Here is a 25,262-nt window from a genome sequence, read left to right as displayed (position 1 = left end):
CGCACATCCGTATGTTTCAATTGCCACCCAACTATCCGCCCCACATATCACCGCACAAATGGCAATAGTCAAAATATCAATTAACTTGTGTCGCTTCGTGCGATCTATTCGTGGATCTGACATCTGTCCAAAGTGGTCAGCAATTGTAATTTTGGGCTTGAGTTTCACGCCTTCCTTGGGCAATATTGTTACTTTTACAATGACTTTACCATCAATGCCTCATTGTTTATCCTTCATACCACACGCGATCGCTGCCTTTATCCTTTATTAGTATTTATGTACTATATTTAGATGCGTTTGCCCTGGGGATGGAACGGATTACATTCTGGGCATCACTTCCAGTGGCGGTCTTTACAAGTTTGCCAAAAATGCCCTCAATACATCAGAGTTCGCTGGGGTCTGCTTCTCTCCCGATGGTCAGACGATGTTTGTCAACATGCAAAGCCCAGGAATAACCTTCGCTATTTGGCCAACCACCGCCTCCTGGTAAACCTACTTCCTGTTTCAGCTCAGTCAGGGTAGCAGGGCGAACGCACGGTATTTCTGAAACCCTTACTGGGTAAGGATATTGACGAAAAAATAGGCTAAATTTAAAAACGCCGAAACCCTTGCTATTAAAGGATTCTTATACTTTAGATGCGTTTGCCCTGGTCAGGGTAGAGAGCGATCGCCCTGGCTGAACTCCTACCGTGACTTCAAATAGAGGAATAATTTGGGAGGACAAAATCTTATCAATGCCGAGAAAGGATTTTAAGCGTTAACCGTCATATTAAACTAACCACTCTCTCACCTTGGCAGAGAGTAAATCAATAACACCAGTAGTAACAATCAAAATAATGAGAATTGTACAGGCTTTTTGGTATTCAAATGAACCAAAACTCTGATATAGTGAAACGCCAATACCACCAGCCCCGACAATTCCTAACACAGAAGCAGAACGGACATTTGACTCAAATCTGTAGAGAATGAAAGAAGTCCACAAAGGCATTACTTGGGGAATTACTCCATAAATTACTTCTTGAATCTGACTTGCACCAGTAGCTCTAATTCCTTCTACCGGGCCTGACTCAATTGATTCTACTGCTTCTGAGAAAAGTTTACCCAGAATACCAGCAGTATGAATAAATAATGCCAAAACTCCAGCAAATGGCCCTAATCCAACAGCAACTACAAAGATTAGCGCAAAGACGATTTCGTTAATCGCCCGCATAGCATCTAATAGGCGACGTGTTGGTTGAACAACCCATATTGGACAAATATTATTAGATGCTAGGATAGATAAAGGAACAGCTGCGATCGCAGCCATTAAAGTTCCCCAAATTCCCATTGATATCGTAACTAGGGTTTCTGAGAAATAATAATTCAAATCGCTAAAGTCTGGCGGAAAATATGAACGGATATATTCCACCATGTTGTCTCCCCGTTGCAGAAGTACAAAGAAATTTAACTCGCTTTGAGTATAGGCAAAAATCAATACAGCAGCAATCACTAAAAGAAACAAAACTTTTTGGGTATTTACAAGCTTTGCTTCTTTCTCTAATATTGCTGCTACATTAGGAGATGCGTAAGTAATTATCTGATTTTGTGGGTGCACTTTTTTCTCCCCATAGCTCTAATTTTATTGAATTTCTTTGAGTTGCTGATTTAGTTCTGCTATTGTTTGCTGCTTTTCTTGCTCACTAAGATTTTCTTTAGCTTGAGTTTCTTGGATTTTTTTAGCAATTTCTAGTTCTCGAATTGTATGCCAATTTTTATCTTCAGCCTGTACAAAACCAGAAATTTTAAATTGCCTTAAAACTTGAGCATCTTTGTAGTTGTAGAAAAAATTTTGCAATTTCTTTTTAATATCATTTGGTAAATCCCGACGATAAACAATCGGATCACTAGGAATTATAGGTGATTTCCAAATAATTTCAATTTTCTGTCTAGCTTTAGGATTGGTATTTTCTAACCGACTTAATGCTTCATTACTGACAGTAGCTACATCTACTTGTTTATTAGCTACAGCTAGAGCGCAAGCTTCATGATTACCAGTAAAAATCAAGCGTTTAAAAACTTTCTTAGGGTCAATATTATTTTCAGTAAAAATATAATAACTAGGAACTAAAAAGCCAGAGGTAGAATTAGGATCATTAAAAGCAAAAGTGAGTTTAGCGGCATTTTTAATCACATATTTATCACCACCTGCTGCTATAGCTTCCGCAGTGATGGGATTATCTTTATTAGTAATTAAATGAGAATAGTAGCCTCTACCGCCATCTGCACTTACAACTTGAGCAAAAGCTTCTGCATCAGCAATTTTTACTGCTTCAATATAAGATTTACCACCTAACCAGGCTGCTTGAACTTTACCAAAGCGCATAGCTTCTATGACTGCTGCATACTGTGTAACATAGAAGGGTTTAATGGGAATCCCAGTTTGCTGAGACATAGCAGCAGCAAAAGGTTCCCAAATTGGTTTTTGATTAGCTTGAGATTCTGTAGATAAAACACCAAAGTTAATTTCTTTAATCGCTGCGGTACTCTTATCAGCATTAGAAGTACAAGCTGAAAGTATCTTGGCACTTGCCAAAGTTATAGTAAACAAAGAAGCCTGCTGAATAAATAACCTTCTGTCCATAAATTTAGTTGTGAGATGTAAGTAAAAATTCTGTGTTTTGGGGTTAAACTACCAGTTCACCGTGTCCTCTCATAATGAGTTCTTCGGCGGCTGTGCCATAAAGTTCATTGAGCTTGTGATCATTCATCTCCGTGGTTGCGCCATCAAACATAACTTCTCCATCTTTGAGAGCGATCGCTCGATCAAAGTAACTACGCACCATTTGAACCTGATGTAAAGAAGCGACTACAGTAATTCCGCTTTGGCGATTTAGCTGCACGAGCAATTCCATGACTTTACGCGCTGATTCAGGATCTAGAGAGGCGATTGGTTCGTCTGCGAGGATAATTTTCGCTCCTTGCACCAAACAACGAGCGATCGCCACCCGTTGTTGTTGCCCTCCAGAAAGCATAGATGCCCGTTTATAAGCGTGTTCAAGAATGCCTACTCGCTCTAATGCAGCAAGAGCTTGGACTTTTTCTTCTTTGGTAAATAAATGTAATATTGAACGAAAAATAGACAATCTTGCTAAGTTACCAATGAGAACATTTTCGATAACTGTTAGCCGATTGACTAAATTAAACTGTTGAAAGATACAACCTATCTGGCTTCGTAAAGACCTAATTTTAGAGTGGAGTTTCCCGCTACTCTGTAGGACTGAACCAAAAATATAAACTGTTCCTCCATCTCCAACGTGCAAGCCATTAAGATGCCGTAACAGAGTAGATTTGCCTGAGCCAGATGCACCTATAAGCGCAACCAGTTCTCCCTCATTAATTGTGCAGGATATGTTTTTAAGCGCTGTCTTACCTTTGAAAGTCTTCGAGAGATTATTAACTTCGATAGCCACTGTACTTGCCATTTTTTGACATTTAGATGTCTATGATTAACATTAATAGTATTTGCTAATTAAGAAATAGTTAAGAAAAGGATAATTTATAATTTAATTTATGAGTTATCAGTCTAATTAATGAGCTAATTTTGGATATAGGTCAAGATAATCTAAAACTTAGAATACATGAACTTGTATACATTTTCTGATTAAGGTTTAATTAATAAAAAACTAATTTTTGGTAAACCTGTAATTACCTTGCATTAGTACAACACGGTCTAAATAACCATCCATTTCAAATGAATAAAACGCTTACACTGTATACCTGCTTGAATTTTGGTAGAGGCAATTTATGAATTGCCTCTACGTATAAATGTGGTTTTTAAATCATCCATATTTAGTATTGCTGTCATACGTAAGTTTTAGTAAACAAGTTTTATTCCTATAAAAAAATTAACAACATGTTATTAGCTGGATCTTAACGATTGATTATTGATTCAATTAAAAATACAGACAATCTTTAATCTATTAATATTTATTTAGTTAAGAACAGGTAAAGAAATGACAATTGTTTTTCTTTCAAGACAATCTCTAGATTATGGTACATAGTTGTGCTTTGATATTGTTACAGATGATTTGGAAGAATTTTTATTTTAAAAGATTATTTTTCCTTCTCTAACATCATTTTTTGAATTGAAGGTTAAAATCACTACTTAATTAAATCCATCTTGCTAATATTTTTAATTTTCCAATTAGCAGAAAATTTAATGTTAGTAAATTTTTATTTTTCACTAATTTCTACCAAGTGTGAGGGTATATTCGTGCAGAATTTTTGGTTGACTTCTTTGTTATATAGTCCAGCGATTTTAGGCTTATTTATAGTTGTAGTACCAGCGATGGGTTCTGAAGCACCTTTAAATCAAGCACCTGCAAGAAATCAACCATCCAGTTTTAGCAATGCTGAGAATATCGGGCAAGTAACTTCAGTTTCACAGCTTTCTGATGTCAAACCTACAGACTGGGCTTTCCAGGCTTTGCAATCCCTGGTTGAGCGATACGGCTGCATTGCAGGTTATCCTAACCAAACTTATCGGGGTAATCGTGCCTTGACTCGCTATGAGTTTGCTGCTGGTTTGAATGCTTGTTTAGATCAGATAAATCAACTTATAGCTACTAGTACGGCTGATTTGCTGAAAAAAGAAGACCTAGCAACACTGCAAAAACTGCAAAAAGAGTATACTGCTGAGTTGCAAACTGTGCGAGGTCAAGTAGATGCTCTAGAAGCTCGTAGCGCCACTTTAGAGTCGCAACAATTCTCCACAACTACTCAACTGCGGGGAGAAGCAATTTTTGCACTGGCTGGTGCATTTGGCTCCAATAGAGCAATCAACACCGATGCTCAAAATCGTGGTGATACCAGATCAGAACTCAATGAAAATGTGATTTTTGCCGATCGCGTCCGGTTAAACTTTGATAGTAGCTTCACTGGTAAAGACCGCCTCAGAGTTAGGTTACAAGCGAGAAATATCACTTCATTCAATACAGCCGTAACTGGAACTAACCAAACTCGTTTAGGGTTTGATGGCAATGAATCCAACAATGTCAGCGTATCAGCTCTGTTTTACCGTTTCCCTGTAAGCGACTCCACAACCTTCAACATCGCAACCGAAGGGTTGGAATACATTGATGAAGTACCTGCTCTCAGTCGCAACTTCGAGTCTAGTGGTTCCGGTGCGCTATCTCGTTTTGGGCGTTATAACCCAATTTATCGGGCAGCAGAAGGGCCAGGTATCATCATTAATCAAAAATTAAATGATGCTCTCACCCTAACTGCTGGTTACGTTGTGCCATCGGGTGTTGGTAATGACCCCAGTAACGGTAGAGGTATTTTTAATGGTAGTTACTCTGCATTAGGTCAACTGACTTTCCAACCAACCTCAGAATTAAGTTTGGCTTTTACTTATGTCAACGCCTATTACACTGATGGTAGCGGAGTTACTGGTAGTACTGGTACTGGTTTTGCCAACAACCCATTCAACGGGGCGCGAACTTCTGTAAATAACTATAGTGTGACTGGAAATTACAAACTTAGTCCTAAGTTTACTATCACTGCTTGGGGCAGCTACGCCAATGCCCAAGCTGAGAATACAGCCGTTGCTAGGAGTAATGCAGAGATTTGGAATTGGGCCGTTCAGCTAGGCTTTCCTGATTTGGGTAGAGAAGGAAATTTTGGCGGTATTGTGTTTGGTGTACCGCCTTACGTTGCTGACAATCAATTCGTCAATGGTAATAATCGTCGCCAAGATGATGATATCTCCTATCATTTAGAGGCTTTCTATAGATATAAGCTGAATGACAACATTGCTATTACACCAGGATTAATCACCATCTTGAACCCTGAAGGTAACAGCAACAACTCTAATATCTATGTGGGAGTAGTGCGTACTACTTTTACTTTCTAACCCAAAGTCTTTGCTTAAGCTCAATCAAAAAGACCTCTCCCTGATTTTACTACGCAAAATCTCCCTCTCCGGCTCGGAGAGGGACAGCTTTGAACTTTCGTAGCGTTTTTAATGCAAGGGAACGCGTTGGCATTGTCAGGCGATGCATTGGCATTGTCAGTCGATGCATTGGCATTGTCAGCCGATGCATTGGCATTGTCAGCCGATGCATTAGCATTGCCAGTCGATGCATTGGCATTGTCAGTCGATGCATTGGCATTGCCAAATTTAATTCGCTACGAATTAATGAAATGCTGTACTTAGTTTAGGTTGCATAGCTTAGAGCTTTAGAAGCGTGCCATTCGGTTCTGAGTAAAAGGCATGAGCAAGTTTTCTTAACCTTTTGATGTTCTAAATTTAACTTGCACAGAGCTTCGACGTAACCTATCCTTACCAAAATCAAGGGTTAATCCTTTATAGGTGATTAATATTGACAAAATTTGGTCAGATGAATTGGAAAAAAGGCAGGGGAGCAGGGAGCAGGGAGCAAGGGGGATAGAACAGAAAGGGAATGCGACACCTTTCCCGCTCTTTACGAGAACCACTTAATAGAATTGGGGAACTCAGACCCATGTTCCCCCCTTCATTCCACAGCAGTTCTTGATGCGGCCATTCCCCCCGCTCCCTGCCCCCTTCCCCCTGCCTCTTCGTTGACCTGTAATTCTGAATCTGGAATCCGAGGCTAATTAATGATTTCACATCAAATGCGGCAAATCTCTGGTGCAATTACTGCTGTGTTTTTGGGTTGGGGAATTGGAATTGCGGTAGCAGATACCCCAAAAACACTAACAGTTTATTCAGGGCGAGATGAAGAAATCATGCGTCCTCTGATTGAGAAAGCGAAGAAAGATTTGGGGCTAAATATTGAAGTCCGCTATGGTGATTCTACAGAATTAGCGATCGCTCTGATTGAAGAAGGCAAAAATAGCCGTGCTGATATATTTTATGCTCAGGATGCCGGTTCTTTAGGAGCTATAACCAGAGAAGCACGGACTTTACCTCTCCCTAACCAATTACTCAACAAAGTTGATCCGCAATTTCGTTCTTCTTCAGGGCAATGGGTTGGCATTTCGGGAAGAGCGCGGGTGATTGATTATAATACCAAGCTTGTCAAAACTACTGAACTGCCCAAAAGTGTAATGCAACTGAGCGATCCCAAATGGCGCGGTAAAGTTGGTTGGGCCCCTACAAACGGCTCTTTTCTCTCCTTTCTCACTGCAATGCGACTGATGGAGGGCGATCAAAAAACCCTAGAGTGGTTGAAAGCCATGAAAGCTAACGGTGTTAAAGCCTACCCTAAAAATAGTGCGATCGTGGAAGCTCTAGGAAAGGGAGAAATCGCTTTGGGATTAGTTAATAACTATTACCTGTATCGGTTTACCAAAACCAATCCCAATTTTCCAGTCGCTATCCACCATACAAAAGGTGATGCAGGAGCTTTGATTAATGTCGCAGGTTTAGCAGTCCTGAAAAGCACTGATCAAAAGAGTGATGCAGAAAAGTTTGTGGCTTATATGCTCAAACCTGAAACCCAACGATTCATCACCGAAAGTTTTTACGAATATCCATTAGTCACAGGTATTGCGGTAGGGCAAAAGCAATTACCTCTCAAGCAATTGCAACCGCCCAATGTTGATTTAAGTAAATTATCGGATCTCAAGGGAACAATCTCATTAATTCAACAAGCCGATTTATTGTAAATAGGCAGGAGGTAAGGGGACAAGGGGACAAGGGGACAAGGGGACAAATCTCTTCTCTATGACAAATGACCAATGACCAATGACTAAAACTCATCCACCATTATTTTTGGTAGTTACAGCTGGATTAATCGCTGTGGCTATCACTCTGCCTTTGACTTATTTGGTTATGCGGATGGCTGGTGTTGGTGGAGAGGGATTATTGGCTTTGGTGTTGCGTCCTCGCACACTGATAGTTTTGTTTAATAGCGTTGGTTTGGCTGTAGCTACCACTATATTGACAACAGCGATCGCACTACCATTAGCATTTCTCACGCTGCGGACAGATTTACCTTGGCGGCGATTTTGGCTACTGGTAACAACACTACCTTTAGCCATACCTGACTATGTGGGTAGTTTTGCTTTGATTGCTGCTTTTGGCCCGAAGGGTAGCTGGTTGCAACTCTGGCTAGAACCTTTGGGAGTGGAAGCTTTGCCAGAAATATATGGCTGGACTGGCGCAATTTTGGGGCTGACATTATTTTCCTATCCCTACTCGCTGCTGAGTATCCAGGCTGGCTTGCAAGGCATCGACCCCAAAATGGAAGAAGCTGCTAGAAGTTTAGGTTGTAACCAAAGAGAAACTTTTTGGCGCATTACCTTACCTGCGTTACGCCCAGCTATCGTTGCGGGAGGATTGCTAGTAGCCCTTAATGCCTTGCAGGATTTTGGCACAACTTCCGTCATGCGGTTTGAGACATTTACGCAAGCAATTTTTTTGCAATACCGATATACATTTGATCGCCATCAGGCGGCGGCGCTGGCTTTGATGCTGGTGAGTTTAGTATTGCTCTTATTGTGGCTGGAATACAAAATGCGATCGCGGGCTGTTTACTATACCCGTGGTAATAAGTCCCACTATGCACCGATATTGATTCATCTGGGGGTTTGGAAAATACCTGCCATCTTGTTTTGCTTCACCGTCACTAGCTTGGCTTTATTCTTGCCTGTAGCTGTAACCGTGTTCTGGCTGGTGCAAGGTTTGGCCAGTCCAGAAGCAGAGCAAATTTTTTCTTGGTTCCAACTAACACAACTCGCCTGGAACTCAGCGTTAGCTTCGGGATTGGCCGCCCTAGCTGCTACCTGTTGCGCTTTGCCAATAGCAATCTTGGCTGTGCGCTTTCCTAGTCGGATTACAACAGCCATCGAACGCTGTAGTTACATTGGCTTTGGTTTACCTGGTATTGTAATTGCCTTTTCGCTAGTGTTTTGGGGAGCGAATTACCTGCCTTGGTTGTATCAAACCTTGCCTATGCTGATTTTTGCTTATTTAGTGTTGTTCCTTTCCCAGTCGGTAGGAACAGTAAGAAGTTCCCTACTTCAGGTTAATCCTCAATTAGAAGAATCTGCCCAAAGTTTAAGTAGAAACCCTTGGCAAACCTTCAAAGAAATTACCCTACCACTAGTAACTCCGGGGGTTTTAGCAGGAGCTGCATTAGTGTTTTTGAGGGCAATTAAAGAATTACCTGTCGCTTTGCTGTTAGCGCCCATTGGCTTTAATACTCTAGCTACCCAAATTTGGAAAGCAACGGAAAATGTCTCTTACAGTCAGGCGGCGGCGGCGGCATTAATCATGCTGGTAATTTCCATTAGTTCCACATTCTTGGTTTTGTCTCAAAATCGCTATCAAGAACTCGTCCCAGAAGTACGCCGCAGTTTGCAAAAGGAGGTGGATTGATGGGAGGGGAGGCAGGGGGCAGGGGGCAGGGGGAGCAGGGGGAGCAGGGGGAGCAAGGGAGATGAAGGAGATTTCAGCTTTCGAGGTTTGTTTAGAGACTTCCAAATAAAAAAATATCCCAAAACTGACGCAAAAATCCTCTCTATTTCTCTTCTCTCTGTGTTCTCTGCGTCTCTGTGGTTCGTTTTTTTGGATAATTTATTTCTTTAAAGGCTCAATTGCCGAGTAAAAAGGCTCAACTGCCGATTAAAAAGGCTCAACTGTCGAGTAAAAAGGCTCAACTGCCGAGTTCAAAGGCTCAACTGTCGAGTAAAAAGGTTCAACTGTCGAGTTCAAAGGCTCAACTGTCGAGTTCAAAGGCTCAACTGTCGAGTTCAAAGGCTCAACTGCCGAGTAAAAAGGCTCAACTGTCGAGTTCAAAGGCTCAACTGCCGAGTAAAAAGGTTCAACTGTCGAGTTCAAAGGCTCAACTGTCGAGTAAAAAGGCTCAACTGTCGAGTTCAGAGGTGGTAATAAATACAAAACTCACCTTGATATACCCTATCTCCCTCATTTCCCCCTGCTCCCCGCTCCCCACTCCCTTTTAAGTTAAGACAGAAGGATGATTCAATGGCTGCATCAGCAATTTTACGGTTGGAGAATGTAACCCTCAAATTTGCCCAAATGAATGCTCCGGCGGTGGCTGGGGTGAGTTTAGCGTTAGCACCAGGGGATGTTCTGGGGTTATTGGGGCCTTCAGGGTGCGGGAAAACTACGCTCCTTAGAATTATTGCTGGGTTTGAGTCGCCACAGACGGGAACTGTAGAAATTGCTGGACAATTAGTAGCGGGTGATGGTCACTGGATGCCGCCAGAGCAACGCCATTTTGGGATGCTGTTTCAAGATTATGCTTTGTTTCCACATTTAACTGTGGCTGAGAATGTTGCTTTTGGCTTGCAGTCGGTAAAAAAAAGCGAACGCCGCCAACAAGTTGCAGAGTTATTAACGCTAGTCAGACTCCCAGGAATAGAAAAGCGCTATCCTCATGAATTATCTGGTGGGCAACAACAACGGGTAGCCCTTGCCCGTGCTTTAGCTCCCCAACCGAAACTTCTACTATTAGATGAACCCCTGAGCAATCTAGACTTACAAGTGCGGCTGAAATTGCGCGAGGAAGTGTTAGCAATTCTCAAAAATAAAGGTATATCGGGTATCTTTGTCACCCACGATCAACAAGAAGCCCTAGCGATCGCTGACCAATTAGCCGTGATGCGGCAAGGCAAATTCGAGCAAGTAGGCACACCAGAAGCGATTTATACTCAGCCAGCGTCTCGCTTTGTAGCCGAATTTGTCACCCAAGCCAACTTTCTGCCAGCGCAGTTGCAAGGAAATTACTGGGCAACCGAAATTGGATGTTTTGCCGTGGAAAGTAAGATTTTTCAAGACAAAGGAGATTTAATGATCCGCGAAGAGGACATTATTTTGCACCCAACTAGTGATGGTGCAATGAAGATTGAGACACGTTTCTTTTTAGGACATGAATATCGATATAGCTTGTATACTCCCTCTGGAAAGAAGTTGTATGCACGAACACCAGCCAGCATAGCTTTACCCATTGGTACACAAGTAAATCTGTCAATAGCAAACACAGCCAATTTAAAGTTGTTCAACAATCAACAGTCAACAATCAACAATTAACAGAAAATATTATGAATTGGGAAATTGTTCTAGCGAGTTTTGCTAGCTCTTTAATTGAATTAGTCGAGATTCTCGGTATAGTCATCGTTGTCGGCAGGTTGGCAGGTTGGCGTAATGCCCTGGTTGGTTCAGGCGGTGGCATTGCCTTGACATTATTGCTATCTTTGGTCTTAGGAAAAAGTTTGACGCTGATCCCTGTAGATATTCTCAGAATTGTGGCGGGAGTTTTACTACTACTTTTTGGGCAAAAGTGGACGCGTTCTATAGTTAGGTATTATGCCGGTCTTCCCAAAAAGCGTAAAGGTGGCGGGGAAGATAGCCTGGAGGAACAACTAGCAAAAGATGAGAATCAATCTGGCTGGAACTGGTTTGCTGTTGTCACCACCTTTAAGGGTGCGTTGTTGGATAGTGTAGAAGTAGCAATCGCAGTTGTGACTTTGGGTGCTGCCGAAGGTGAATGGCTAGAAGCGATTAGTGGTGCTGGTTTTGCGGCATTCGGTTTAGTGGTATTTGCTTTATTATTCAGAGCGCCACTCCAGCAAGTACCCGTCAAACCGATGAAATTTGTAGCTGCAATGCTGCTGATGGGATTTGGTGTTTACTGGCTGGGTGCAGGATTGGATGTGAAATGGCCTGGTGGTCACTGGGCAATTATTTGGTTGCCTTTAGCTTGGGGTGTGGGTATGGCGATCGCCTCAGCAATTTGGCGCTGGCAAGTTAATTTACAAAAACCAGAGGAAGCGATCGGTTAAGTGACTAAGTACAGCTTTGCATAAAATCGTAACGTTTTTAATGCAAAGAGATGCATTGGCATTGTCAGCCGATGCATTGGCATTGTTAGCCGATACATTGGCATTGTTAGCCATGCATTGGCATTGTTAGCCGATGCATTAGCATTGTTAGCCGATGCATTGGCATTGCAGGGTATTGCCAAATTTAATTCGCTACGAATTAATGAAATGCTGTACTGTACTAAACTGATGCGCGTCTAAAGTATATAAACACTTTTGATGGTCGTTGACTGTTGACGGTTAACAGTCATCAGTCATCAGTCATCAGGTAAATGTACAAATTAAATATGTAACAGCTTACTAAATTTTTAATTCGTCAATCCCAATTACTCTGAAAGTAACCTCACCTTATCCTGTTCTTAACTAGTAAATAGGAGTATTGGCTGCGTAGGCAAGAAATTTTGATGTGTGAAACAGCAAATGCTCAATTTCAAGCGTAAGCGATATCTCCTACTTAGCCTGCTGGTCGCAGTGGTGATAGTAGTAAGCAGTGTACAAATAGTTACGGCCCAGCTTGCTACTAGCCGTGTTGGTGATCTACCTGAAGGTGGAGCATTACTACCCACAGGTCAAGTAATTACACCCGCAGCTGCCCCAGGCTCGACGTTTGCACGTTTGGCGACTGGTTTGCGTATAGATAATAATGCTGATGCTGCCGAAGCTGTAACCACAGCCCTCAGCCCCGATGGTAAAACTTTACTGGTGCTTACCAGTGGGTATAACAAAAACTTCAGGAGTCAAAATGGTGCTGATCTCACTTATCCGGTCTTAGACCCATTAACTGGCAAACCAAGTGCGACAAGAACTTCAAAAGCTGAATGGGTTTTTGTCTTTGATGTCAGCAACGGTAAGTTGGTTAAGCAGCAGCAGATTAACATTCCCAACACATATAATGGTCTAGCTTGGGCAAAAGACGGCACACGCTTTTATGTATCAGGTGGCATTGACGATCGCGTTTATGCTTATGCCTCGAATGGCAACCAGTACTTGCCAGATGCTCCCTTTATTTTGCTAGGTCACAATTCCGAACAAACTGCACCCTTCCCTAGCTACGATGGTGGTTTGTTGAAGAACACACCAGCTAAAACTGTGACAACAGGAGCAGTTGTAGCTGGTCTTGATGTCAGCAAAGATGGCAAAACTTTAGTAGCTGCTAATTTTGAGAACGACTCAATATCAATTGTTGATACTACTAACCGTAAAGTACTCAGAGAAATTAAGTTCTTTAGACCAGGCGATCGCATAGCAACAGGAGAATTTCCTTTTGATGTAGCCATCAAAAGTGCAGAAAACGGTGCGGCAGCTAAAGTCTTTGTTACCAGCCAGCGCGATAACGAGGTGGTTGCTGTCAATATTACTGCCGGAAGCATTACCCGTATCCCTGTAGGTAGCCAACCAAACAAGGTGCAACTATCGACAGACCAAAAGCGACTTTATGTAGCTAACGGTAATAGTGATTCGGTTTCAGTCATTGACACAAATACCAATAACGTTGTCCAAACTATCAATCTGTCTCGACCTAGCGATCGGTACAAAGGAGCAAATCCCAACTCTGTGGCGCTGAGTTCAGATGAACGTCAGCTTTACGTGACTCTCGGCGGTGAGAACGCTGTTGCTGTTGTGGACTTGCAATCTGGTCGGGTGATTGGACGTATCCCAACTGGCTGGTATCCCAATTCTGTAAGCATTAGTAAGGATGGTCAAAACCTATACGTTGTCAATGCCAAGAGCAATTCTGGCCCCAACCCTTCAAATGGCGAAACAACACCAGCCGGACTAGCACGCAACACAACTTTTAGAAATGAGTATACCTGGGCTTTAGAAAAAGCTGGAATCTCAGTTATTCCAATTCCGAAAGGTGGCACTTTAGCTACGCTTTCCGAACAGGTAGACAGAAACAACGGTTTCTACAATCGCCGTCCTGACCGGACAATGAGATTTTTACAGGATAAAATTAAGCACGTTATCTACGTAGTTAAAGAAAATCGTACCTACGACCAGGTACTCGGCGATTTACCTGTTGGCAACGGCGACCCAGCATTAACTTTATTCCCACAATCAATTTCACCCAACCATCACAAGTTAGCCCTTGACTTTGTGACTTTTGATAACTTCTATGATTCTGGTGAGTCAAGCGGTGTCGGCTGGAACTGGTCTACTTATGCAAGGACAACTGATTATACTGAAAAAACTCAATCAGTACTTTATGGCAACGCTGAGTTTAACGGTTTGACCTACGACTACGAAGGTACTAACCGTAAAATCAACCTTGCCCTACCGCAAACGTCTTCTAATCCCTCCCAATTCAATACACGAGTAACGGGAGTGTTAGATCCCTCTGGTAAATCTTCTATTTTGCCTGGAACTCGAGATGTAAATGCCCCCGCAGGCGATGGTGAACTGAATTCAAACGCTATCGGCGGCTATCTTTGGGATGCAGCATTGCGTGCTGGTAAGACTGTACGCAATTACGGTTTCTTCGTCCTTGATGGCAGCTACAGTACTACCCAAGCAGATCCCACACAACCAGATCCTACCAACCCGCTTTACATCCCCATCTCTCCAAATCCTGCTGCTGATAATATTCCTCAAGCTGTAGCCGCTAAACCTGTATTGTTGGATAAAACTGACAACTATTTCCGGGGATACGACCAGAAGAATGCTGACATCTATCTATACAATGAATGGGCGCGGGACATTGATAGCTATCTGGCAAGGAATGAATTGCCCAACTTGTCACTAGTACGTTTACCTCACGACCACTTTGGTGATTTCGGTAACGCCGTAGCTGGTTTGAATACTGTCCCACTGCAAATGGCTGATAATGATTATGCTGTTGGCTTGCTAGTGGAAAAAATCTCTAAGTCTCCTCTGTGGAAAGACACTGCGATCGTTATTGTAGAAGATGATTCCCAAGACGGCCCTGACCATGTTGACAGTCATCGCTCAGTAGTCTATATTATTTCGCCTTACACTAAGCGAAAGGTCTTAGTCAGCACTAACTACAACACTGTTAGCCTAGTGCGGACAATGGAAGATTTACTGAACATTGGTTATTTAGGAATCAATGATGCCAATGCCAAACCAATGTCAGATGCATTCACTAGAGAACCAAACTTTAACTCCTATAAAGCTGTCGTTCCAGGTAACTTGTGCGCTGATCCTGTAGATCCCAAACTAGTACCAGCTTGCCAAGACAAGAATGTAGAAAAGACAGCAGCTATTCCCTCTCTGCATAACAAACAGTGGTGGGCGCAAGCAACCCAAGGCTTCAACTTTGAAGTTGAAGATAAGTTAGATCCTGAGAAATTCAACCGTGTACTTTGGACCGGCATTCAAGGCGACAAAGTGCCTTATCCGACAGAGCGCAGCCATGCCGACCTTCGCCAAAATCGCGCGCAGCTACTCGGTAAATTGAGTTTGAGTACAGATAACCTCTCTGCTCAAGCAAACTAAAACTAATCAAATTCAGGTTTGATTTTCCCTAGCTTCTTGAAAAAGGAGCTAGGAGAGCATAGAGAATTAGGAATTATATCAAGCCTATTTACATAGTTTTCATGAGAATTACTTGCAGAAATTTATTTTGAGGGAAATTAATATGAAATTAGTCTCGCAATTAACGCTTGCTACTAGTTGTGCCTTAATTTTTGCTATTGTGGGAGCTAAATCAGTATCTGCCGCACTGATTAATTACGCTTTCACGGTCGATAGTTCTATAACTAAAGGAGAAGGTTTCTTTAGCTACGATGACTCAACTTTTAGTGAGGATAATATTCCGGTAGCAATAGTTAACTCACTAAATTTTCAATTCGACAACGACCCTAACATTTACACCGAAAAGGATGATACTGGATATCCAGGATATCCCATTGTATTTCCAACCACATTCTTAACAGGTATCGAATCTGTTGGATTGCAATATGTCCTCCCCGATAAAGCTAATTCTTCAAGCTCTATCACATACGAAATTAATGGATATGATTTTGCAATTACTTCTGCCGAGAATATCCAAATTAGCTCAGGTAAAGTTACTTATAGGCAAGTTCCTGAGCCTACAATCTTAGGTGGCAGTTTCATTGCTTGCAGCATTGGCTGGCTCATGAAGAAAATTAGACAAAAAGGTTAAAGCTTAACCTATCAGGTTAGCTAAATTGCCCTTTCCACTCTAATTGAGAGCTTCTTGTTTCACGCCAATCACAGAACCTCTACCGCCAAATTTAGTCCCCGTCTCACCCCTATCCAAGCGACCACTGGCTGCTTGTAAGGCGATGCTGGGTAGGGGTACATCACCAACTTGGAGGGTTAAATTGGCGTTTTGTGGTGAAAGATAGAAATTGCTGAAAGCTTTAACTTCAGGACGTTTTGCAGCCGATTTCTTAACGTAAATAAATACGGGGCGAGCAAGGGGTTGGTAACGAGAATCGGCGATCGTTTGAGGACTGGGCTGTAGACAACCACTACCGCTATCAACAGCCACAAGTTTCAGTTTGTCTCGATTTGCTAAGTAGTAGGCATAGCCAAAATAGCCTAATCCATTAGGATTAGCCGCAATTCCTTCCACCAAAGCTGTGTCAGTTTTGCTCTTAGAATAGTCACTGCGGCTTTTTCCTTCCTCACCTACAACTGCAAGTGTGAAATAGTCATAAGTACCAGACTCAGTGCCAGGCCCATAAAGACTTAAGGGTTGATTGGGAAAGGTAGAACTAATTTGGTTCCAATTCGTTACTTTGCCTTGGGCGGCTGGCTCCCACATCTTTTTCAATTCATCCAATTTCAAGCAGTTGGCAAAATTGTTTTGGGAGTTGACCACAACTGCCAGCCCATCAAAGGCAATGGGTAGCTCAACAAACTCTACATTATTTTGCTTACAAAGCTGCATTTCTTCAGCATTGATCGGGCGAGATGCGCCACTAATATCAGTTTCATTGGCACAGAATTTTTTAAATCCCCCGCCTGTTCCTGACACTCCTACTGTGAATTGCACACCAGGATTTAACTTCTGGAATGCTTCTGCCATCACCTTTGAAATCGGAAATACTGTACTAGAGCCGTCAATCTTAATCGACCCTTACACTCAAATATCTTATTGCTCTGACTTGTACACGCATTTTTACTACAAATGCAACTGAATCTTGATCTACGCCTTCTGCATTAGTAGATAAGCACCGTCAAGCAGCAATCATTTTAGCTGCACGCTATTCCTGTTCTGTCACTTTGGGAGAAGCTAATGCCTGAAAGTCTTTGAGAGATCGACTTTTCAGTTTTTGGCTACAAACTTTAGTTACTGTTAGAAAATAAAAGTTTAAAGCGTTATCAAATCAAAGTTTCAGAATTAAGCTTCGATTATTGTTTTTCAAAAGTGACAAAACAGGGTTAACTTTTAAACAAAGCGACCGCTTGATTGTTTACGTCGAATCCCAATCACACTTGGACGCGGTGGCCCGTCAGAATTCCCCTCAATATTACTGGGCCAATTGCTACCACGAGGCACACTGCGTTTTTGAGTAAACAAAGTGCCATCCAAGTTCAAAATCTCAATATCTCGGCTGAGAGTTTGCTGAGGGGTAAATGGAACTTCTTCACCAGGATGCTGCACTGAAATAATCAATGTATCGCCAACGAAAGTAGGCCCGGTCAACTCACAGCGTGGTGGCCCATAAGCAAAAGGTACAACTTCCCCAGCATCAGGGCCACTGGTGGGAATGAAGAAAAGAAAGTTATTGCCAAAAACCCCAATCAGGTTAGAAGTTCTAACATTAAAATTAGAATCATCCGCGCTGGGTGAGTTAGAACCTACTACCCGATGATCTATCCGTAATACTTCTGGGTTAGCGCCTGTGGTGAAACCATTGTGCGCTTCAGTAGACATATCAGTGACACCCCAAATGTTACCTTGGCTATCAAATGCTAAGTTATCTACATTAGCAAAGCCATCTCCGGGTTCTGCTCCCGCTTCACCACCCTTAGCAAATCGCTGCCAACGGAAGGTTGCACCTGTACCATCAGCACTATCTTCGATAATTTTAAAAAGTTCCCCTGAAGGTTGAGCAGCGTTGACTTTCGCACTGTATTTAGAAACTACAAATATCCGTGAATCAGGATAACCATCTCCTGATGGCGCACCGTCTGTGTAAGCGATAAAGACTTCGTTAGGATTTCTCGGATTGATTTCCAAATCTTCAGGACGAGCAGTTGGAGTTCCGCCGATGAGATTAGCAGCTAAAAAAGCATCTACCAACACTGCACCCTGGCTCGTGTAGAAATCTGACAACTTCTTACCCTTGTAAGCAGGTAAAGCTTCAGTCTCACCATAAGAGTTAATAGTTCCGCCTGAATCAGTAGCTGTTTTTATCGTGACAACAATTGATCCACCATTTTCAGTTTGTCCTAAAATCCCACTGCGTTTAGGTAACCGAGTATTACCGTTATTAGAAGCCTGTCCCAATGCGGCAATTTCTACAGAAGCGAGAGTTGATGGTGGAATTGGATTTGTCGGCGTATTTAGTTTGAGAGGAATCCATTGCCCTGTACCGTTGGGATTGTAACGGGCGACATATAGAGTGCCGCTTTCAAATAAGCGACTATTATTTTTATCAGTGGGATTTGTAACTGTACCAGAACTGACAAACTTCCAAGTGTGTCCCCCGCGCCGATCATCTCCCATATAACCCACTAATGGTTTCCCAGCTTTCGCACGCACAGCAATATTTTCATGACGGAAGCGACCTAAAGCAGTATGTTTGCGTGGGCGGAAACTTTGATTTGATGGATCGATTTCTACCATCCAGCCGTATTTTTCGCCAACTAAGCCAAATGTAGCGCCTGTTGTGCCTTGGATGTAGCTTGTTTGTGTGCCATTGGGCTTGACAAGTTCCTGAACTCCTACAAAAGAACTTGGACTGGCTTGAAAGTTTTCTTCAGCTGACAAAACAGTTCCCCAAGGAGTTGTACCGCCAGAACAGTTAAATCCGGTGCCGATGATTTTGTTACCTAGTCCATCAGAACTGAGGGGGAAAACTTCTGTCGCACTTGGCCCAGTACCAATTAGATAATTGTTGTCTCCTCGCTGGTAACTTCTGCCACCCCAAGATGTGATGTTTTTATAATTATCAGTGCGATCGCGATTAATTCCTAAACCAGAAAGCCCGTGGATACGGCGGTTATTCGGGTCACGCACTACAGCAAAGCGTCCACTGCGGTTTGGGCGGGCAATCCGCACAACAGAGCCGCCGATATTATACATGAATTCACCTAAGACTTCGATATTAGTTCTGTCTTCTGGTAAATTTCGACCAATAATTAGGGGGTAAGATGTGGGGAATCCTCCTAAACCGCTATCAGTTAAGAAGCCAGGTACAGTTGTAGAAAATGGGTAGGAGATGTATTCGTGGTTGTTCCAAAGGTAGCCATCATTGGGGCTTCTCCCATCAATGGGAATAAAGCTGGTGTAGTCGCTATTGTAACCAAAGTAATCTTCTTGATTTGGAAAGACGCGATCACCCCAACTCACAATCACATACCGTTCGTATTCCGGTGGAACCACAACATCATCTATTATGCTATAGCTACTTAACTGGGCATTAGCAGAGGGTTTTAATACATTTCCTTGCCCAATTCCTGTTGCTAAGTAGCTTGTTTGTTGTGTGTAAATCGGTAAAGGATGGGGCAAGCGAATTGGGGTAAATTTTAAGGGTTGAACCGCATTAGCAGCATTACCGCTCAAAAGTTTTTCCCCAAAAGCCGGAGCTAGGACAGTTGCACCAGCGCTTGCACCAAAAAAAGCCAGTAACTGTCTACGTGAAAATTTAGTCATTATTTTACCTCTTATTAGGAATAACTAAAATCATTAGCCTAAAATTTTTGCCGTTCCTTCTCTAACAATGATTAATAGCCAACAAGAAACATTTTTATCATTATTAGATGTTTCAACTATTGGCTGTATCTAGCCACTCAGGTTTTCAGGAAATTGATAAAAAATAGATGCAAATACAACAATTACTATTTTTTATCAGGAACATCACTAACTCTTTTTAAATTTTTAATTAACTATTCGGCATAAATAATATTAATTAACTTTTATAAATATGTAGGTATACCTTTACTAATAACATCAATCGCAAGAAGTAAAAATATTTATATCTTAAGGATGTTTATTGGATAATTTCTTGTTTTTAATGTTTGCTTAAAATCTTGTTAACCTTCTGAATTCTAATTTGAGTTATAGAGAAATGTATAAATAGATTTTGCAGTAAATACAGTATTGAAAGTTGAAGCGGAAAATTAGGAGCAAATAATGAATAGGATTATTTTTTCTATTGTTAGTATCTTTGCAATTTTCACTCTACCTAATGCTGCTCTAGCTGCAATCATCAACGGTGGTTTTGAAAATAGCTTTGACAATTGGCAAACACTAGGTGATTACAGAGTAGAGACTTCAGCTTTCGGAAGCGGAACAGTAGAAGGTAATTCTCAAGCTTTTCTATCAACTGCTTATGATGAAGTGGTTGATGTTGACGAAAATGGTAGAGAAGTTTTAGGAGGAAATGCCTCTCCTGCTGTCTATATCACAGGCATTGCTGAGAACTCATTAGAGAATTTTTTAGATGTATCATCCTTTTTTGGAGAGGGCTTTCTAGCAGATGCAATTGAGGGTTCTGCTATCAAACAGACATTCACAGCACAAGCAGGAGAAACCTTATCTTTTGCTTGGAACTTCCTCACCGATGAATCAGTTAGCAATAATAGAAATCCTGATTTTAATGATTTTGCTTTTGCAACTGTGAGTAATAGTTATCAAAACTTATTTTTCAAATTAGCAGATACCACTACAGATTTTTTGGCTAGAGATTCTGATTCCAACTTTTTTGAAGAGACCGGATTTAAAACTTTTTCTTTTACTCTACCAACTGATGGAGAATATACTTTAGGTGTTGGGGTTGTAGATGTAGGTGAACCAACAATAATTTCAGGGCTGCTTCTTGATCAGGTGCAAGCTATTCCTGAAACAAGTTCAACAGTCAGTTTGCTAATTTTGGGAATTGTAGGAGCATTTTCTGCACTCAAGCATAGCCAAAATTCGCAACATTAGTTCAGGTAAAACAATTAGAGGATGTTTGAAAAGTTGGCAGTGGAGTAAAAAAAGACTTTTCAAATATCCTCGCCTGCGGCGGGCTACGCCAACGCCTAAAATTTTCGCAATAAGTAAAAGTTATGATATTGGCTTTAACTCTATTGAGAATAGAGTTTGCTTATTGATATGATGCGGCCGTCCTGTACAATGGGAAGACCTTAATCCAATAGAAGAAACTGAGGCAATTCTGAAATCTACTGTCTTATGCGAGTAATCATGTTTACTGCTATTCATCTTTAGGCGTTAGATATCCGCGTGTTTTGTTAAGATAGTAATCACGTAGTATATTTTCTATATTCTGAATTAAATCTTCCCTTAATTTTTTATATTGTTTTGAATCTATATTATTTTCTCTAAATAAAAGACCAAAACCATTATATGAAGAGTCTTTTTGTGCAATTTCTTTAGATTTTAGTGCCATTTCAGCAATATACTCAGCTATTTCATAATCAAAATTTTCAGGTAAAGTAATAGAGTTTTCAGGGATATCAAGTATATTCTCGAACTCTTTGTTAAATTCCATATAATTCCCTAAATGTTGCCTTATCAGGCAAAGCCTATATACAAACTTACTCCGGCAAGTACCAGATGCGATCGCCCTATCTTGGCATCGGCAAAGGATATCTGGTGGTTTGTAAACTCTAGTTCCGCCAAAAATCGCAACTTAATTACATAAAAAGAAATTACCAACTCAAATCGGATTTTTCAAAACGAGTAGAATTTTCGGCGGATAACTATAACTGGATGCCTTAGCCAGGAAGTCACCCCCTGACTCGGCTACAAAACCGTGTATGAACATTACTGGTTGAGCCAATTAGATCCTGCATCCCGCTTTTCTCCACTCCGAGTAAGTCCGACTCCGAGCCACGAGTTCTTAAATGGGGTAAAGTTACGCAAGCTGTCACCAGGGTATAAAAGGCGATCGCGCTTTATGCTGGCTAGTTGTTTTCCTTCAGATATCTTTGAGGTGATGTCGTCTAACTATGCTTATCCCGACATCACCGCCCACAGACTACAACCTTTTTGACACTGGGATATTGAAAACGGCTCATTAAGTCCTAGCGCGTAGCTTTCGGAATTACTGCTCACAGAGAAGGCGTGTGTTCCGGGTCTGGTAACTCTGGTAACTCTGGTAACTCAATCCCTCGCAAGAGCAATGCTTCAACTATCTGAGATACAGATTTATTTCCCAAATTTTTCAGCGTTCGCAAGCCTGTGACACCATATTTATTTAAATCTTCTATTGTGTTAACTTGTGCATCGAGAAGCGCCCTATAAGTATTTCTTTTCAAATTCAATGACTCAATACTGTTTTCATCAACAACGCCATTCGGTTTATTATCCCCATTTATTTCCTCTACGGGATGTACATTACTGTTGGCAATCTCTACAAGCTGATTATCTGGCGAGATTGAGTCGGAGCTTGGAGGAAAGCTAATTTTATCAACACTGTTTACATTGGTATCAACAACGCCATTCGGCTTATTGTCCTCAAGTATTTCTAGAACTCTATCTATTTTTGCTAGTTGCTCATAAACAGTATTTACACTCACGGTTGGTTCTACACCAGCATCAACAGAGGCTAACCAGTCATTTTTGATTAAGTTGGATAACTCTGACTTTATATGGCTAGGCTTCAATCTGCCTTCTGTAATTAACTTTTCGACAACAGAATGTGACACACGGAAGCTTACAATAGGCGATTCCTTGCTTTTTTTCCCCATATCTCTCCAATCTGTCAACAGTGTACACAGCAAATATATCATTGTGTATACAGCGTTGACAAGATGGACAATTCCTCAGAGTTAGCCCAGGACTATGCAAATTTTGTTGTGTATGTTTCAGTACCTAAAACAAATTATTTAAAAAAATACTAGCAAACCAGGAGTAATCAAGTGTAACAATTATTCAGTTATGTCAAACTCATCACTTATTAGCGCCTTAAAGCTCTGTGTTAACTGCTGCCAGAGTAACTCAATTTCCTCATAGCATTTTTGCGAAGAAATTTTCCCCGAAGTCTGTAGATTAGAGAGATAACATACACGTTCAGAAAATTCTTGAAGATTAGCATTGAATAAAAGATTTTGAGGCGTGTACTTTCCCAGATATCGATAGCGCTGGTAGAGAAAATTATTTTTGTCTATTTGATTGTCGTTATCCATATTCAAAAAAATCTCCTTAGTACAAATCTAGACTTAGCTTTTTCACATTGCTTTTACATTTACTATTTATAGTATTAAAATTCCCCTTTGGGAATCGTAATCACCTAATTTTTCAATTCTTCGCTTGATTATCTTTGTAAGTAGCACTTTGTTTTAAATTTCCAAATCCAGACATTGATTGAAGACTAAAGAATATAGATTTTCATGACTTATCGGGAATTCCAGTTATTTCCGGGCCACTTACTATTAACTAGGAATCATTTTAATAGCTACCATATTAGTAACTACACAAGTTCAGGTTCGCTGGCAGATTTCAGTTTCAAAGGCTGGGAGTTCACTTTGCCATTGCCACGTAATCGCCATCGCTTGTTAGGTAAGATAAACATGGTGACAGATTTTAGTCTCTTAAGTATGCTTCTTGAGGTAGAAAGTATCTGTTCCCAAACGTCTGTCCTAACTCTTCGATGTACAATAACATTACGTGCTTGGTTGATCTTGCGTGTACTATCAATTAAGTTGATTAGAGCATCAAAGATAGTCCCCACGATTGATTTTGTCATTACCTCTTTTGGCACAACTACATCTTGGGCAATTTGAATCAGGTTGACCAGATGCTCGCGCATTTGATTATCTGAAATTACACCTACTTTATAATTGATGACAATAGATGCAGCTTTCGGGTTAGCACGGAAATTTGTAACTCTAGGATCGGATTCTATCGCTAATCTGAGCTGATCACCATACTCAGTATCTCTAGCTAGCAGAGGAATACGAAAACGAATACGTCCAGGAGTTGTATGGACAATGCTATAAAATATCTTTTGGGATGGCGCTGTTTTCTTACCTACGTTTTTAGCTACTTTTTTTGGTGGTAGCAGGTTAAAGCTAGCACTTTTGTCAGAATTAGACGGTTTTATAGAACTCATAGTACTATTTTTTAATTTCAAAAAACAAAAAAGGCAACCAAGCTTATAAATTTATGGCTTGTTCTTATAGCAAGAGCATTTTATTGAAGTGCATTGACTTTATTTTAGTAGTGAATCTAGTTGTGGACTGTATCTATTTGATTAAGTTATTTTAACATTCTCTTTTGTTAATAATTAAGAGAAAAAAGGTTAAAGAGAGCAGTAGGCAAAGGGAACTTCAAAAACATTTAACAGCATCGTAAACAGTTTTAATGGCCAATTTATTGCTAGTGGTAGTTCTGGTGATAACCATCAAAACTTGGCAGATTAATTAAGCTTTTTACTGGTTTGATTAGTCGTTGGTTGATTGTTTTTGGCTAGTTCCGTGCAATTTAATAAAGCTATCAAAAGCATACCATGCTAAAACATACCAAGGAATAACTTCTAACTGCAACCCTTTATTAAGTAATTGCCGTACCGAAAGACTAGCTAATCCCAAAGGAAAAAGAATCCGCAGATCAAAAGCACCATCTGTTGACTGTTTGACGCGCTGGTTTAAGTCAACAACCGCAGATGATACTCCTGCTGCCGCCTCGGTGTTACCCTTGGTAACATCAGCAAAAACTATTCCTAAATTTTTAAGTGTTGCTAGCACATTTTCCAGACTGCCATCTTGACTATCGTGATTGATAACAATACTGCCATGATGGACATTTGTCTTAACTTGAGTAATGTGAGAATTTGCTGACAAAGCTTTGCCGATGCCTTGCATCTTTTCTGATTGACGATGAGAATAAGCCACTCTTAACCGCAATCTTCCGGGGGTTGAACTTACAACTTTTGTAGATATCGGTTTTGGTGGTGTATGGAAGTTGGCTTTATCTATAATTTCCGGCATTTTACTGTAAGTGCTATAACCATTAGTCAACATAAAACTGCCTTTTTGACTTGTATTATGGTGGTTTTTTGTTGTGAGAGGGCTTATTATTTAATTTTTGCATTAAGGACTTCCAAAAAATAAATTATTCGATTTTCGTAGGGTGCATCATGTAGAACGCCGTAACGCACCCTATTAATTTGATCTTTTTTTTATTGGAAGTCCCATATCGGGATATTTTAACTTGCTAATGGGCAGATGAAATTACACACCATTATCGGTGACATTATCGCCATTGGTGGCAGACGCTTCAAACACGGGGGTTTCTTTTTCATCAGCAAGTTCTGCTCTGGCTTCGGCTACCATGTCTTCCC

Annotated in this window: 23 protein-coding genes and 1 pseudogene; 11 read left to right on the top strand and 13 right to left on the bottom strand. The window is 41.1% G+C overall.

The annotated features are described in order from the left end of the window. Positions 1–168, bottom strand: a 168-nt coding sequence (locus tag LC608_RS32900) for a transposase family protein (protein ID WP_229557573.1), incomplete at its 3' end; no start/stop codon positions are given. 136 nt (positions 169–304) lie between these two features. Here LC608_RS32900 and LC608_RS32895 point away from each other — a divergent pair. Beyond that, positions 305–490 (top strand): annotated as a pseudogene (locus LC608_RS32895) (alkaline phosphatase PhoX); the annotation flags it as partial. A 279-nt stretch (positions 491–769) separates the two neighbouring features. Here LC608_RS32895 and phnE read toward each other — a convergent pair. From phnE to phnC, 3 genes are read right to left on the bottom strand one after another with little or no spacing between them, the layout of a single operon-like run. Continuing rightward, on the bottom strand, positions 770–1,594 hold the full coding sequence (phnE, locus tag LC608_RS32890; RefSeq protein ID WP_229557572.1) for a phosphonate ABC transporter, permease protein PhnE: 825 nt from the start codon (positions 1,592–1,594) through the stop codon (positions 770–772). A 24-nt stretch (positions 1,595–1,618) separates the two neighbouring features. Continuing rightward, positions 1,619–2,620, bottom strand: coding sequence for a phosphonate ABC transporter substrate-binding protein (gene phnD, locus LC608_RS32885; protein ID WP_229557571.1), 1,002 nt, complete (start codon positions 2,618–2,620; stop codon positions 1,619–1,621). A 43-nt stretch (positions 2,621–2,663) separates the two neighbouring features. After that, positions 2,664–3,461 carry a phosphonate ABC transporter ATP-binding protein gene (phnC, locus tag LC608_RS32880; protein ID WP_229557570.1) on the bottom strand — a complete coding sequence of 266 codons (798 nt, stop codon included), beginning with the start codon at positions 3,459–3,461 and terminating at the stop codon, positions 2,664–2,666. Between the two features lie 737 nt (positions 3,462–4,198). Here phnC and LC608_RS32875 point away from each other — a divergent pair. From LC608_RS32875 to LC608_RS32860, 4 genes are all read left to right on the top strand, one after another. Further along, positions 4,199–5,893, top strand: coding sequence for an iron uptake porin (locus tag LC608_RS32875; protein ID WP_374108481.1), 1,695 nt, complete (start codon positions 4,199–4,201; stop codon positions 5,891–5,893). Between the two features lie 111 nt (positions 5,894–6,004). Continuing rightward, entirely contained in the window at positions 6,005–6,196 is a 192-nt protein-coding gene (locus LC608_RS32870) for a hypothetical protein (protein WP_229557568.1), read from the top strand. 425 nt (positions 6,197–6,621) lie between these two features. Then, positions 6,622–7,632 (top strand): iron ABC transporter substrate-binding protein, encoded by a 1,011-nt coding sequence (locus LC608_RS32865; protein WP_229557567.1) that lies wholly within the window; start codon positions 6,622–6,624, stop codon positions 7,630–7,632. A gap of 79 nt (positions 7,633–7,711) precedes the next feature. Continuing rightward, positions 7,712–9,346 (top strand): iron ABC transporter permease, encoded by a 1,635-nt coding sequence (locus LC608_RS32860; protein ID WP_229557566.1) that lies wholly within the window; start codon positions 7,712–7,714, stop codon positions 9,344–9,346. A 246-nt stretch (positions 9,347–9,592) separates the two neighbouring features. On the opposite strand, the gene LC608_RS32855 is transcribed toward LC608_RS32860, so the two are convergent. Beyond that, a complete protein-coding gene (locus LC608_RS32855) occupies positions 9,593–9,868 on the bottom strand; it encodes a hypothetical protein (RefSeq protein ID WP_229557565.1) in 276 nt (91 codons plus the stop codon). Between the two features lie 87 nt (positions 9,869–9,955). On the opposite strand from LC608_RS32855, the gene LC608_RS32850 reads away from it, so the two are divergent. From LC608_RS32850 to LC608_RS32835, 4 genes are all read left to right on the top strand, one after another. Then, the gene (locus LC608_RS32850) at positions 9,956–11,023 is read left to right on the top strand and encodes an ABC transporter ATP-binding protein (RefSeq protein ID WP_229557564.1); all 1,068 of its coding nucleotides are present in this window, start codon (positions 9,956–9,958) and stop codon (positions 11,021–11,023) included. Between the two features lie 11 nt (positions 11,024–11,034). Further along, the gene (locus LC608_RS32845) at positions 11,035–11,775 is read left to right on the top strand and encodes a COG4280 domain-containing protein (protein ID WP_229557563.1); all 741 of its coding nucleotides are present in this window, start codon (positions 11,035–11,037) and stop codon (positions 11,773–11,775) included. A 447-nt stretch (positions 11,776–12,222) separates the two neighbouring features. Continuing rightward, positions 12,223–15,270: a beta-propeller fold lactonase family protein gene (locus LC608_RS32840; RefSeq protein WP_229557562.1), complete on the top strand. Its 3,048-nt coding sequence runs from the start codon at positions 12,223–12,225 to the stop codon at positions 15,268–15,270. Between the two features lie 142 nt (positions 15,271–15,412). Then, positions 15,413–15,940, top strand: a complete 528-nt coding sequence (locus LC608_RS32835; protein ID WP_229557561.1) for a PEP-CTERM sorting domain-containing protein — start codon at positions 15,413–15,415, stop codon at positions 15,938–15,940. Positions 15,941–15,979: 39 nt separating this feature from the next. Here the strand turns inward: LC608_RS32835 and LC608_RS32830 are convergent, their stop codons facing one another. Both LC608_RS32830 and LC608_RS32825 read right to left on the bottom strand, forming a co-directional pair. Beyond that, positions 15,980–16,870: a PstS family phosphate ABC transporter substrate-binding protein gene (locus LC608_RS32830; RefSeq protein WP_374108482.1), complete on the bottom strand. Its 891-nt coding sequence runs from the start codon at positions 16,868–16,870 to the stop codon at positions 15,980–15,982. Between the two features lie 324 nt (positions 16,871–17,194). Then, on the bottom strand, positions 17,195–19,627 hold the full coding sequence (locus tag LC608_RS32825) for a PhoX family phosphatase (protein ID WP_229557559.1): 2,433 nt from the start codon (positions 19,625–19,627) through the stop codon (positions 17,195–17,197). A gap of 480 nt (positions 19,628–20,107) precedes the next feature. Between LC608_RS32825 and LC608_RS32820 the strand changes: the two genes are divergently transcribed. Then, positions 20,108–20,902 (top strand): hypothetical protein, encoded by a 795-nt coding sequence (locus LC608_RS32820; RefSeq protein WP_229557558.1) that lies wholly within the window; start codon positions 20,108–20,110, stop codon positions 20,900–20,902. A gap of 268 nt (positions 20,903–21,170) precedes the next feature. Here LC608_RS32820 and LC608_RS32815 read toward each other — a convergent pair whose 3' ends face one another. Together LC608_RS32815 and LC608_RS32810 are read right to left on the bottom strand one after the other, a co-directional pair. Then, positions 21,171–21,467 carry a hypothetical protein gene (locus LC608_RS32815; protein WP_229557557.1) on the bottom strand — a complete coding sequence of 99 codons (297 nt, stop codon included), beginning with the start codon at positions 21,465–21,467 and terminating at the stop codon, positions 21,171–21,173. A gap of 23 nt (positions 21,468–21,490) precedes the next feature. Then, entirely contained in the window at positions 21,491–21,634 is a 144-nt protein-coding gene (locus LC608_RS32810) for a hypothetical protein (protein ID WP_229557556.1), read from the bottom strand. Between the two features lie 115 nt (positions 21,635–21,749). Between LC608_RS32810 and LC608_RS32805 the strand changes: the two genes are divergently transcribed. Further along, positions 21,750–21,971 carry a hypothetical protein gene (locus LC608_RS32805; protein ID WP_229557555.1) on the top strand — a complete coding sequence of 74 codons (222 nt, stop codon included), beginning with the start codon at positions 21,750–21,752 and terminating at the stop codon, positions 21,969–21,971. Between the two features lie 58 nt (positions 21,972–22,029). On the opposite strand, the gene LC608_RS32800 is transcribed toward LC608_RS32805, so the two are convergent. From LC608_RS32800 to LC608_RS32785, 4 genes are all read right to left on the bottom strand, one after another. Then, positions 22,030–22,626 carry a DNA-directed RNA polymerase subunit alpha C-terminal domain-containing protein gene (locus LC608_RS32800; protein ID WP_229557554.1) on the bottom strand — a complete coding sequence of 199 codons (597 nt, stop codon included), beginning with the start codon at positions 22,624–22,626 and terminating at the stop codon, positions 22,030–22,032. Positions 22,627–22,848: 222 nt separating this feature from the next. Beyond that, complete coding sequence (locus LC608_RS32795; protein WP_229557553.1) at positions 22,849–23,106, bottom strand: hypothetical protein; 258 nt, start codon at positions 23,104–23,106, stop codon at positions 22,849–22,851. Positions 23,107–23,390: 284 nt separating this feature from the next. Continuing rightward, a complete protein-coding gene (locus LC608_RS32790; RefSeq protein ID WP_229557552.1) occupies positions 23,391–24,032 on the bottom strand; it encodes an HMA2 domain-containing protein in 642 nt (213 codons plus the stop codon). Positions 24,033–24,363: 331 nt separating this feature from the next. Then, on the bottom strand, positions 24,364–24,942 hold the full coding sequence (locus tag LC608_RS32785; RefSeq protein ID WP_229557551.1) for an HMA2 domain-containing protein: 579 nt from the start codon (positions 24,940–24,942) through the stop codon (positions 24,364–24,366). Positions 24,943–25,262: the final 320 nt, after the last annotated feature.

It is taken from the genome of Nostoc sp. XA010 (assembly GCF_020829625.1).
In the GTDB taxonomy this organism is placed as follows: Bacteria; Cyanobacteriota; Cyanobacteriia; order Cyanobacteriales; family Nostocaceae; genus Nostoc.
The sequence above is the reverse complement of the archived record's forward strand: the minus strand, read 5'-3'. Positions and strand labels throughout refer to the sequence as shown.